Source organism: Citrobacter sp. Cpo126 (assembly GCF_030332445.1).
GTDB classification, from domain to species: Bacteria; Pseudomonadota; Gammaproteobacteria; order Enterobacterales; family Enterobacteriaceae; genus Citrobacter; species Citrobacter portucalensis.
This window is the reverse complement of the sequence record NZ_JAOWHT010000036.1, coordinates 136434-148395: the sequence shown is the minus strand read 5'-3', so window position 1 is coordinate 148395 and position 11962 is coordinate 136434. Positions and strand designations below refer to the sequence as shown.

Annotated in this window: 10 protein-coding genes, 3 tRNA genes and 1 pseudogene; 10 read left to right on the top strand and 4 right to left on the bottom strand. The window is 54.6% G+C overall.

Features of this window, described 5'->3' with window-relative positions:
• Positions 1–154: 154 nt before the first annotated feature.
• Positions 155–241: pseudogene (locus OGY17_RS15115) on the top strand (type II toxin-antitoxin system PemK/MazF family toxin); the annotation flags it as partial.
• A 75-nt stretch (positions 242–316) separates the two neighbouring features.
• On the opposite strand, the gene OGY17_RS15110 reads toward OGY17_RS15115, so the two are convergent.
• Positions 317–392, bottom strand: a tRNA-Asn gene (locus tag OGY17_RS15110).
• 326 nt (positions 393–718) lie between these two features.
• On the opposite strand from OGY17_RS15110, the gene nac reads away from it, so the two are divergent.
• Both nac and cbl read left to right on the top strand, forming a co-directional pair.
• Entirely contained in the window at positions 719–1636 is a 918-nt protein-coding gene (gene nac, locus OGY17_RS15105) for a nitrogen assimilation transcriptional regulator NAC (protein WP_008784390.1), read from the top strand.
• 101 nt (positions 1637–1737) lie between these two features.
• Positions 1738–2688: an HTH-type transcriptional regulator Cbl gene (gene cbl / locus OGY17_RS15100; RefSeq protein ID WP_286607715.1), complete on the top strand. Its 951-nt coding sequence runs from the start codon at positions 1738–1740 to the stop codon at positions 2686–2688.
• A gap of 618 nt (positions 2689–3306) precedes the next feature.
• On the opposite strand, the gene OGY17_RS15095 is transcribed toward cbl, so the two are convergent.
• Positions 3307–3382 (bottom strand) — tRNA-Asn (locus tag OGY17_RS15095).
• Positions 3383–3481: 99 nt separating this feature from the next.
• Positions 3482–4969, bottom strand: coding sequence for an EmmdR/YeeO family multidrug/toxin efflux MATE transporter (locus tag OGY17_RS15090; protein WP_003846749.1), 1488 nt, complete (start codon positions 4967–4969; stop codon positions 3482–3484).
• Positions 4970–5129: 160 nt separating this feature from the next.
• Here OGY17_RS15090 and OGY17_RS15085 point away from each other — a divergent pair.
• Positions 5130–5205, top strand: a tRNA-Asn gene (locus OGY17_RS15085).
• 82 nt (positions 5206–5287) lie between these two features.
• Here the strand turns inward: OGY17_RS15085 and paaZ are convergent.
• The gene (paaZ, locus tag OGY17_RS15080) at positions 5288–7333 is read right to left on the bottom strand and encodes a phenylacetic acid degradation bifunctional protein PaaZ (RefSeq protein WP_125362943.1); all 2046 of its coding nucleotides are present in this window, start codon (positions 7331–7333) and stop codon (positions 5288–5290) included.
• Positions 7334–7618: 285 nt separating this feature from the next.
• Between paaZ and paaA the strand changes: the two genes are divergently transcribed.
• From paaA to paaF, 6 genes are read left to right on the top strand one after another with little or no spacing between them, the layout of a single operon-like run.
• Positions 7619–8548: a 1,2-phenylacetyl-CoA epoxidase subunit PaaA gene (gene paaA, locus OGY17_RS15075; protein ID WP_008784410.1), complete on the top strand. Its 930-nt coding sequence runs from the start codon at positions 7619–7621 to the stop codon at positions 8546–8548.
• A 10-nt stretch (positions 8549–8558) separates the two neighbouring features.
• The gene (paaB, locus tag OGY17_RS15070; protein ID WP_032943000.1) at positions 8559–8846 is read left to right on the top strand and encodes a 1,2-phenylacetyl-CoA epoxidase subunit PaaB; all 288 of its coding nucleotides are present in this window, start codon (positions 8559–8561) and stop codon (positions 8844–8846) included.
• Positions 8847–8853: 7 nt separating this feature from the next.
• The gene (paaC, locus tag OGY17_RS15065) at positions 8854–9609 is read left to right on the top strand and encodes a 1,2-phenylacetyl-CoA epoxidase subunit PaaC (RefSeq protein WP_286607713.1); all 756 of its coding nucleotides are present in this window, start codon (positions 8854–8856) and stop codon (positions 9607–9609) included.
• A gap of 12 nt (positions 9610–9621) precedes the next feature.
• Positions 9622–10119 carry a 1,2-phenylacetyl-CoA epoxidase subunit PaaD gene (gene paaD / locus OGY17_RS15060; RefSeq protein ID WP_286607710.1) on the top strand — a complete coding sequence of 166 codons (498 nt, stop codon included), beginning with the start codon at positions 9622–9624 and terminating at the stop codon, positions 10117–10119.
• A 7-nt stretch (positions 10120–10126) separates the two neighbouring features.
• Positions 10127–11197: a 1,2-phenylacetyl-CoA epoxidase subunit PaaE gene (paaE, locus tag OGY17_RS15055; RefSeq protein ID WP_008784414.1), complete on the top strand. Its 1071-nt coding sequence runs from the start codon at positions 10127–10129 to the stop codon at positions 11195–11197.
• Positions 11194–11961, top strand: coding sequence for a 2,3-dehydroadipyl-CoA hydratase PaaF (paaF, locus tag OGY17_RS15050; protein WP_286607708.1), 768 nt, complete (start codon positions 11194–11196; stop codon positions 11959–11961). The genes paaE and paaF overlap by 4 nt, the downstream gene beginning before the upstream one ends.
• Position 11962: the final 1 nt, after the last annotated feature.

The following is an 11962-nucleotide window of genomic DNA, read 5'->3' as shown; positions in this document are numbered from 1 at the left end:
CCGTCAATTTATATTATAAATATGGCCTGCTCTACATTGATTAATATATCAGCAGTGATAGAAAAGTCCTCTGCTGGCACAGAGCGAAGGTACTGGGTGAGTTTAAAGTCTACTGTGAGCGAAGAGTGGACATCTCAACTCATTGTTGTTCCTGTCTATTAATATGGAAGCCCGAAACGGCAAGCGTCTGGAACAAATACCTGAGGCTATTATGAATGAAGTGTTGGCCAGACTAAGTTGAGGTTTTGATATGCGCAATGAGCAATGGCATAAAAGCAAAAAGCCTGCTTAGTTTCCTAAGCAGGCTTCTTAAATATGGCTCCTCTGACTGGACTCGAACCAGTGACATACGGATTAACAGTCCGCCGTTCTACCGACTGAACTACAGAGGAATCGTTTGAACGAGGCGCATATTAGCGAGGGTGGTGAGGCTTGTCAAAGGGGTAAATACATTTGTGTGTTCGTTTGCTGACAAAATCAGCAAAGCGGCGATCTTTCCGTCTTTTTATGCTTTTGCCCCATTCTGGTGCGTGTCTACCTCTACCAGGGCAGCCTGAATGAGATACTTAGGTGCGCAGAATGATCTTCCTTCGCTTTTACTCCTGACTTTACGCGGCTTTAACCGTAAAACACCGTTTTAGACGAAAGTGGCAAGCATCTTGCAATCCTGAATTTAATGACTGCCAGCACGGGTTCTGGTATTCCGACAGGAGGCAAAATGAACTTCAGACGACTGAAATATTTCGTGAAAATCGTCGATATTGGTAGCCTGACCCAGGCAGCGGAAGTGTTGCACATTGCGCAACCCGCGCTGAGCCAGCAGGTCGCTACGCTGGAAGGTGAGCTGGATCAGCAATTGCTGATTCGTACCAAGCGTGGCGTCACGCCGACGGAAGCAGGAAAAGTGCTATATACCCACGCCCGGACGATTTTACGTCAGTGCGAACAGGCGCAACTTGCGGTTAATAACGTGGGCCAGACCTTGAGTGGACAGGTCTCTATCGGTCTTGCGCCGGGGACAGTCGCGTCATCCATTACCATGCCGTTATTGCAGACGCTACGTGCCGAACTGCCTGATGTGCTGGTCTATTTGCATGAAAACAGTGGGGCAGTGCTGAATGACAAGCTGCTCAGCGGGCAATTAGATATGGCAGTGCTCTATGAGCGTTCTCCTGTGGCGGGCATCAGCAGTCAACCGTTGCTTAAAGAGGATCTCTACCTGGTCGGCACGCGTGAGTGTCCTGGCCAAAGCGTCGATTTAGCCGCAGTGGCGCAGATGAATTTGTTCTTGCCACGGGATTACAGCGCGGTTCGCCTGCGCGTGGATGAAGCTTTTTCGCTACGTCGCTTAACGGCTAAAGTGATTGGCGAAATTGAGTCTATCTCCACCCTAACGGCCGCCATTGCCAGTGGTATGGGTGTCACAGTGTTGCCTGAGTCGGCCGCCCGTTCATTATGCAATGCGGCTAACGGCTGGATGGCGCGCATCACAACACCGTCGATGAATCTGCCATTATCGTTGAACGTATCCGCCAGAGGGAGCTTATCGCCCCAGGCGCAGGCCGTGAAGGAGATCCTGTTGTCGCTGGTCAGCCGTCCGGCGCTGGAAAATCGCGAGCTGCAACTGGTCAGCTAAACCTTATTCCCGCAAGGAATAAGATGCAGGTTTTTATTATTTGTTATGCCGGGCATCAGACTTTAACAATAGCGTAATGTCTGATGTGCCCGGAGCGAAACGTGAATTTCCAGCAACTTAAAATAATCCGCGAGGCGGCCCGTCAGGATTACAACCTGACAGAGGTCGCGAATATACTGTACACCTCGCAGTCGGGCGTCAGCCGACACATTCGTGAACTTGAAGATGAACTTGGCATCGAGATTTTTATCCGTCGCGGTAAACGCCTGTTGGGCATGACCGAACCGGGTAAAGCCTTGCTGGTTATTGCCGAGCGTATTCTGAATGAGGCCAGCAATGTTCGTCGACTGGCGGATCTGTTTACCAATGACACGTCCGGCGTTCTGACGATTGCCACCACGCATACCCAGGCACGCTATAGCTTGCCTGCGGTGATAAAAGATTTTCGTGAGCTGTTCCCTGAGGTGCGTCTGGAACTTATTCAGGGTACGCCACAGGAGATTGATGTCCTGCTACAAAATGGCGGGGCAGATATCGGAATTGCCAGTGAGCGGCTGAGCAGCGATCCATTGTTGGTGGCTTTTCCCTGGTTTCGTTGGCACCACAGCCTGCTTGTTCCTCATGACCATCCGTTAGTGAAAGCCTCTCCGCTCACGCTGGAGTCTATTGCTCACTGGCCGTTAATTACCTATCGTCAGGGGATTACAGGGCGTTCCCGCATCGATGAAGCATTTGCTCGCAAAGGGCTGATACCGGATATTATTCTCAGCGCCCAGGACTCGGATGTGATTAAAACTTACGTGTCGCTGGGGTTGGGGATTGGGCTGGTGGCAGAGCAATCCAGCGGCGAGCAGGAAGAGGGGACCTTAACTCGTCTGGATACCCGGCATTTGTTTGATGCAAATACCGTTTGGCTGGGGCTTAAACGCGGACAGCTGCAGCGCAACTACGTCTGGCGATTCATCGAGCTATGCAATGCAGGGTTATCCGTCGATGAAATTAAGCGTCAGGCGATGGAGCCAGATGAGGTGGTGATTGATTATCAGATTTAACTACAAAAGCCCGTGAGTAAACGGGCTTCTCTGACGTCACCGAATGGCGGGTAGAAAGCTGCGTTACCTCAAGGTCTCCAGCCTCAGATCCTGCGTCGGCACCCGCGACAATATCGAACAAGACACCGCCCGTCCCGAATCCGCATAAATAAACTGAAATCCATTCTTCACCGAAAGAACATCTCGATTGGTAAACGTATAGAATTTATTACTCTGACTACGCCGGGCATCGGAAACATAAAAACTATTGTTTTCCCACAGCACGCTAACGTGCTGGAACAGATGAAATGTCACCTCCGCCCAGCCTCTGTCCGGGCAACGTAGCGTGACTTTCTCACCGGCTATTGTACTCAATGGAATTACTAATAAAGCGGTTAGCGCTGCTTTCAGCAGTATCGGCATGGGCAAGTATGGGTCTCATTCTGATGTCGTTGCACGATAAGATACTTAACCATGACGTTAACGAATTGGATCATAGAGACATTTTGCATAAGCAGACGGACATTCTCCTGTCGGCACTATGGAAAAAACTGGTGTGGAGTGAAGCGCTCTACCTGGCTAATGGGATCGCAGAAAAGCAAAAAGCCTGCTTAGTTTCCTAAGCAGGCTTCTTAAATATGGCTCCTCTGACTGGACTCGAACCAGTGACATACGGATTAACAGTCCGCCGTTCTACCGACTGAACTACAGAGGAATCGTTTGAACGAGGCGAATATTAGCGATGCCGCTCAGCGTTGTCAAAGCCTGAATGGATAAATGCGATCGTTTGCTGAAATATTCCCCATTTCGCCGCTTATTCAGACGCAACCGGTTGTTTTATGCACTTTTCGCGTTCGGGGCGCGGGTATTTCCACAACCAGCGGCCGGTGACCATACGCCAGTAAAATAACGCGGCGCGTACGGCCCAGTCGAAGAACATACCTAACCAAACGCCGACAACTCCCCATCCTAATACGATACCCAGGGTGTAACCCGCGACTACGCGGCAGCCCCACATGCCCAGCATCGATACCCACATAGCAAAACGTGCATCTCGCGCACCTTTAAAGCCTGCTGGTAATACCCAGGAGGCTGCCCATATCGGCATAAATGCTGCGTTGAGCCAAATCAGGATGACTATGACCTCTTTTACATCCTGATCGTGGGTATAAAATGAGGCCATCACCCCGGCGAAAGGAGCGGTTAACCAGGCAATTGCCGTCAGGCCGATCGTCGACAGCCAGAATACATGCCGTAGCTGGATTTCAGCCTGGGCAATCTGGCCATTTCCCAAACGCCTGCCGGTAATGATTGTCGACGCGGAACCTAAAGCATTACCCGGTAAGTTGATAAGCGCGGCGATAGAAAATGCAATAAAGTTCCCGGCGATAACGCTGGTTCCCATGCCTGAAACAAACATCTGCGTCAAAAGTTTACCGCCATTGAACAGCACTGACTCGATACTTGCCGGAATGCCGATCCCCATCACCTCCCAGATAATGGCGAGATTGAGTGGCTTAAAATAGCTTTTGAAGGGAATTCGCAGCGCGGGGTTAAAACCAATCATCAGTACCCAGATGATGGCAATCGCCCCGATGTAGCGCGAAATGGTCAGTCCCAGGCCTGCTCCCACAAATCCCAGACCTTGCCAGGAAAAGATCCCGTAAATCAGGATGCTACTGATGATGATATTCAGGATGTTCATGCCGCCGTTAATCAACAACGGTATTTTTGTATTTCCGGCTCCACGTAGTGCGCCACTGCCAATCAGCGCAATGGCTGCTGCCGGGTAGCTGAGCACCGTCAGCTCCAGATAGGTGAGTGCCAAAGCTTTAACGTCTGGCGTTGCTTCACCTGCGACAACGTCAATAATCTGTTGACCAAAATAGTGAATGACAGCTGCCAGAACGGTAGCAAAAATTGTCATGATCACCAGTGATTGTCTGGCCGCGGCTCTGGCCCGTCGACGATCTCGTTTCCCGAGGCTAAATGCTACAACCACGGTGGTGCCCAGATCGATGGCGGCGAAAAATGCCATGATGACCATATTAAAGCTGTCGGCGAGTCCGACACCGGCCATCGCTTCTTTTCCCAACCAGCTGACCAGGAAGGTACTGAGAACACCCATCAATAGCACACAGGTGTTTTCCAGAAAAATGGGGACAGCCAGCGGAGTGATTTCGCGCCAAAAGAGAACCTTATAACTCTTGCGTTTGGCATACCAGGGCGTGCGGGAAGCGACCTGGCGTAAGGCAGCGGAGACGTTCAAAGTGGACCTTAACGAAGAAAGTTGAAACCTCATTTCAAATGATGAGGGAGAATCAAAAAAGCTGCAAAGTTTTTTCTATTTAAAATGTCTGTAAATGCAACAAACTGTCGAGAGAAGCATCAATTGATTCGCATTCGAGGAAATGGGGTTTGACAAAATTTTTTTCGCCGCTAAGATAAGCCTCCACAACGATTCCTCTGTAGTTCAGTCGGTAGAACGGCGGACTGTTAATCCGTATGTCACTGGTTCGAGTCCAGTCAGAGGAGCCATATTTAAGAAGCCTGCTTAGGAAACTAAGCAGGCTTTTTGCTTTATGTTTCAAGCCTGATCGAGCGAAGCTACGCCGGAATCTTACGCCGGGAAATCCCCATGCTGACGCGCAACCAACGTCAGAATGGAATACAGCGCCACCGCCTGCTGGTGCTGATTAAAGATCTCCACCGACCACTCCACCACGCCGGTCGCTTTTTCTTCGGCATTGCGCTGACGTTTCACCGTTTTGCGTTTGCAGGTTAAACGCACCTGGATAGTGTCGCCCGGCTTAACCGGCTCGATAAAGCGCAGGTTTTCCATGCCATAGTTGGCAATCACCGGACCGACGCCCGCGTCAACAAACAGACCGGCTGCGGCGGAAATCAGGAAGTAACCGTGCACCACGCGCTCGCCGAAAATGGAATCGGCTGCTGCAATCTTGTCCATATGGGCGTAGAAGTGGTCACCGCTGAGGCAGGCAAAGTTAACGATATCCGCTTCGGTCAGTGTACGACGTGGCGTCAGCAGGCTGTCGCCCGGCTGGATCTCTTCGAAGTATTTACGGAACGGGTGAATACGATCTTCCTCCACCCGAGCGCCACGCACCCACTGTTGGCTTACCGCCGCGAGCATGGTTGGGCTGCCCTGAATGGCGGTGCGTTGCATGTAGTGTTTCACCGCGCGCAGACCACCCAGCTCTTCACCGCCGCCTGCACGTCCAGGCCCGCCGTGGACCAGCTGTGGCAGCGGAGAGCCGTGACCGGTCGATTCCGCCGAGGACTCTTCGTTCAGCACCTGAATACGCCCGTGGGCGCGGGCCGCACCGAGGACAAACTCTCGCGCCAGTTCGCCGCTCGCCGTCACCAGTGTTCCTGCCAGACTGCCTTCACCGGCGCGCGCCAGCGTCATGGCATGCTCGGTATTTTGATACGGCATCAGCGTGGCGACCGGACCAAAGGCTTCAATTGCATGTACCGCGGCAATTTCATCCGGCTGCGGACAAAACAGCAGCGTTGGCGGGAAGAAAGCCCCGGCCGTGCTCAGATCTGCTTTTCCGCCCAGCAGCACCTCACACCCGGCTTCAACCAGACGATTCACATTATCCTGCACGTCCTGACGCTGATCGTTATTCACCAGCGACCCCATCTTCACGCCTTCCTGCGCCGGATCGCCCACTACCACTTTTTGCAGACGGGTAATCAGCGCCTCGCTGACCGCTTTCACCTGCGCCTGTGGCACGATAATGCGGCGGATAGCGGTACATTTCTGCCCGGCTTTGGTCGTCATCTCGCGCACGACTTCACGTACAAACAATGCAAACTCAGGCTGTTCTGGGGTGACGTCATCACCCAGCACGCAGCAGTTGAGTGAATCCGCTTCCATGGTGAAAGGAACCGATTTAGCCACCAGATTGGGGTGCACGCGCAGCTGCTGTCCGGTATGAGCAGAACCGGTAAAGGTCACCACATCCTGGCTGTCGAGGTGATCGAGCAGGTCACCCGCGCCGCCGCAGATAAGGCTAATTGCGCCGTTCGGTACCAGGCCACTGTCGATAATCGCTTTCACCATTGCCTGAGTGAGCTGCGCGGTGGCGGTTGCAGGTTTGATAATGGCTGGCATCCCGGCAAGCCAGGTTGGCGCCAGCTTCTCTAACATACCCCAGCAGGGGAAGTTAAAGGCGTTGATATGCACCGCAACACCGGATTTGGAGGTCAGCACGTGGCGTGCGGCAAAACCGCCCTGTTTGGACAGCGGGATCAGTTCGTCTTCCGGCCACAGCGTATCGTCCGGCAGCTCGCGGCCACCGAGACTGGCATAAGTGAAAAGCGTGCCAATACCGCCTTCGATATCGACCCAGCTGTCACCGCGCGTTGCTCCGGTTTGCGCGGATATGGCATAGAAATCGGCTTTCAGTTCCATTAAATGCTTCGCCACCGCTTTTAGCATCGCGCTGCGCTCAATAAAACTCATTGCCTGTAACGCTTTGCCGCCGTGCTCAATCGCAAAGCGGCGCGCCTGCGCCATATCCAGTCCAACGCTTGTCACTTCCCAAAGCGCTTCACCGGTAAGGGCGTGGTGGATGGTGCGGGTGCGGCCCCGGCCTGTCTGCCAGGCACCGGATAAATAACTGGCTAACTGCTGCATCGTTAATCTCCAGATGTGTTCCGTAATATCTCTTTAAATAGTTCTTTTATGAATCACAAAATGCAAGTGAGATTTTAATAATTTGTTAACAATGAGATCGCGAACACTTTACCTTTATTGGTTATCTATCTGTTATTAATGAATAAACAAAAACCATTTGCGACAAGTATCGCAAAATCAGCAAACAAAATTTGTGGTTTTATTTAACCAAGATGTAACTTTTATAAAACAAAGTGATTCGCAAATATTGATTTGTTGAAATTATCGGAATCATAAGGTGATGACGTGACAGAAGAACAACGCTTTGACCAGCGCATCGCGCAGGAAACGGCCATCGAGCCGCAGGACTGGATGCCGGACGCATACCGTAAGACGCTGATCCGCCAGATTGGCCAGCATGCACACTCGGAAATTGTCGGCATGTTACCGGAAGGCAACTGGATAACCCGCGCACCTACGCTGCGGCGTAAGGCCATTCTGCTCGCAAAAGTACAGGACGAGGCCGGACACGGTCTGTACCTCTACAGCGCGGCGGAAACACTGGGCTGCGCGCGTGAAGATCTGTACCAGAAGATGCTCGACGGCCAGATGAAATACTCCTCCATCTTCAACTACCCAACCCTCAGCTGGGCGGATATCGGTGTGATCGGCTGGCTGGTCGATGGCGCGGCGATTGTTAACCAGGTGGCGCTGTGTCGTACCTCCTACGGCCCGTATGCCAGGGCGATGGTCAAAATCTGCAAAGAAGAGAGCTTCCATCAGCGTCAGGGCTTCGAAGCGTGTATGGCGCTGGCTACCGGTAGCGAGGATCAGCGTCAGATGCTGCAGGACGCCATCAACCGTTTCTGGTGGCCTGCACTAATGATGTTTGGCCCGAACGACGACAACTCACCGAACAGCGCCCGCAGCATGGCGTGGAAAATCAAACTGCACTCCAACGACGAACTGCGTCAGCGCTTTGTTGATAACACGGTCCCGCAGGTAGAAATTCTCGGTATGACCGTGCCGGACGCCGACCTACAGCTTGATGAAGCGACGGGGAAATATCGATTCGGTGAGATCGACTGGCAGGAATTTAATGAGGTCATCAACGGTCGTGGTGTCTGTAACCACGAACGTCTGGGCGCAAAGCGTAAGGCCTGGGAAGAAGGGGCATGGGTGCGCGAGGCCGCACTGGCGCACGCCGAAAAGCAACAGGCCCGCGACGCGGCGTAAGGAGAGAGTCATGAGCAAAACATACTGGCCGTTATACGAAGTTTTTGTCCGCAGCAAACAGGGGTTATCACACCGTCACGTTGGCAGTCTGCATGCCGCCGATGACCAGATGGCGCTGGAAAATGCACGCGATGCCTATACACGCCGCAGCGAAGGCTGCTCCATCTGGGTGGTGAAAGCCAGCGAAATTGTTGCGTCACAGCCGGAAGAACGCGGTGAGTTTTTTGACCCGGCGGAGAGCAAAGTCTATCGCCATCCCACGTTCTACACCGTGCCGGACGGCATGGAACATATGTGAGGCAACGATGAATAACCTGAATCCCGTTGCAACCTATGCCCTGCGTCTGGGCGATAACGGCCTGGTGCTGGCTCAGCGTCTGGGGGCCTGGTGCGGTCATGCGCCGGAGCTGGAGATTGATCTGGCGCTGGCTAATATCGGCCTCGACCTGCTGGGGCAGGCGCGCAACTTCCTCAGCTACGCAGCCGAACTGGCGGGTAGCGGCGACGAAGACACGCTGGCTTTTGGCCGTGACGAGCGTCAGTTCCGCAATCTGTTGCTGGTGGAACAGCCTAACGGCAACTTTGCCGACACGATCGCTCGCCAGTTCTTTATCGACGTCTGGCATGTGGCGCTGTTCACTCGTTTGGTTAACAGCCGCGATAAGCAGATTGCCGCTATCGCTGCCAAAGGACTGAAAGAAGTGCGTTACCACCTGCGCTTCAGCCGCGGCTGGCTGGAACGACTGGGGAATGGTACTGATTACTCCGCGCAACTGATGCAGAAGGCGGTGGACAATCTGTGGCGTTACACCGGCGAATTGTTTCTTGCCGACGAACTGGAGCTCGCTCTGGCCAGGCAGGGTATTGCCGTCGATCCGCGCGAACTGCAAACCGAATGGCAAATGACGGTACACACTGCGCTGATTGATTCTGGTTTACAGGTTCCGCAAGAGGCGGCGTTTCGCAACGGCGGTAAGCAGGGGCTACACAGCGAACATCTCGGGCCGATGTTGGCCGAGATGCAGTACTTGCAGCGTGCGTATCCTGGGCAGCAGTGGTAGCAGGAGGTGGCTATGCAACGTCTTACCGCAATCGCACCCCCGGAGGTGCGTACCGTCTGGGGATTGCTAAGCGCCATTCCAGACCCGGAAGTCCCGGTGTTGACCATTACCGACCTCGGCATGGTGCGCCGCGTTGAGCGCTGCGGCGACGGCTGGGTAATCGGCTTTACGCCGACGTACTCCGGCTGCCCGGCCACCGAGCATCTACTGGGTGAAATTCGCATGATGATGGCGGAGCACGGCTATACGCCAGTACATATCGTCCTGCAGCTTGACCCACCGTGGACCACTGACTGGATGAGCCCGGACGCCCGCGAACGCCTGCGCCAGTATGGTATCAGCCCGCCGCAGGCCCACGCCTGCCATGCCGAAATGCCAACTGACGTACAGTGCCCGCGCTGCGCCAGCACCCATACCTCGGTGATTAGCGAATTCGGATCCACGGCCTGTAAAGCGTTGTATCGCTGCGACAGCTGCCGTGAACCTTTTGATTACTTTAAATGTATTTGAGGTTGCGATGACAACATTTCATTCGCTTACCGTGGCCAACGTCGAAGCGGAAACGCGCGATGCGGTGACCATCACTTTCACCATTCCTGACGCGCTGCGTAATGACTACGCCTTTCGACCGGGCCAGCATTTGACGCTGAAAGCTCACCTCGGTGGAGAAGAGCTGCGTCGGTGTTACTCCATTTGTCGCAGCCGCTCGCCGTCGGAAATTAGCGTCGCGGTTAAAGCTATCGACGGTGGGCGTTTCTCCCGCTATGCCCAGCAGGATATCCAGCAGGGTATGGCGCTGGAAGTGATGGTGCCGCAGGGGCACTTCGGCTACCAGCCGCAGGCCGAGCGCGAAGCCGAATATCTGGCGATTGCCGCCGGGTCCGGCATTACGCCGATGATGGCGATTATTGAAGCGACGCTGACGACCGAACCGGCCAGCCAGTTCACGCTGATCTACGGCAACCGCAGCAGCCACAGCATGATGTTCCGTCAGGCGCTGGCCGATCTGAAAGACCGCTATCCGCAGCGTTTACAGGTGGTGCACCTGTTCAGTCAGGAGTCGATGGACAGCGATCTGCTACAGGGTCGTATTGACGGCGACAAACTGCGTGCGCTGGGCAAAAACCTGCTCGATTTCAGCCGCTTTGACGACGCCTTTATCTGTGGCCCATCGGCAATGATGGATGAAGCCGAAGTGGCACTGCGCGAACTGGGCATAGCGGAAAAATCCATTCACCTTGAGCGTTTCAATACGCCGGGGACCAGCGTGAAACGCGCCACCGGCGTGCAGGCGGAAGGCCGCACGGTCACCCTTCGTCAGGATGGGCGCGATCGCCTGATTTCACTGAATGCGGAAGATGACAGCATTCTCGACGCCGCGCTGCGCCAGGGCGCTGACCTGCCGTTCGCCTGTAAAGGCGGCGTGTGCGCCACCTGCAAATGCAAGGTGGTCAGCGGCGAGGTGGCGATGGCCGCCAACTATAGCCTTGAAGCCGATGAACTGGCGGCGGGCTATGTGCTGAGCTGCCAGGCGCTGCCAACCAGCGGTGACGTAGTGGTCGACTTCGATGCGCGGGGGATGGCATGAGCGAACTGCTGATTTCCCGTCACGACCGTGTACTGCAACTGACTCTGAACCGTCCGCAGGCGCGTAACGCCCTGAACAATGCGCTGCTAACGCAGATTGCTGACGCGCTGGAAAGCGCGGCGGCGGACGCCAGCATCAGCGTTTGCGTGATTGGCGGCAACCCGCGCTATTTCGCCGCCGGGGCCGATCTTAATGAAATGGCGGAAAAAGATCTGCCCGCCACTTTCGACGATGTTCGTCCTCGCCTGTGGGCACGTATTGATGCCTTCAACAAGCCGCTGATCGCGGTGGTTAACGGTTACGCGCTGGGCGCGGGCTGCGAGCTGGCGCTGCTGTGCGACCTGGTGATTGCCGGGGATAACGCGCGCTTTGGTCTGCCGGAGATTACTCTCGGCACCATGCCAGGGGCGGGCGGTACGCAGCGGCTTATCCGTTGTGTTGGTAAAGCGCTGGCCAGCCGAATGGTGCTGAGCGGTGAAAGCATTGATGCAGAACGAGCGCAACAGGCCGGGCTGGTGAGTGACATTCACCCGGTGAATCTCTCCGATGAATACGCGCTCAAGCTGGGGGCGACCATCGCCCGTCACTCACCGCTGGCGCTGCGGGCGGCAAAACAGTCTCTACGCGCTGCGCAAGAAGTGGGGCTCCAGGCCGGTCTGGTGCAGGAACGTCAGCTGTTTACGCTACTGAGCGGCACCGAAGATCGTCGTGAAGGCGTCAGCGCCTTTTTAGAAAAACGCACACCGGAATTTAAAGGACGCTAAT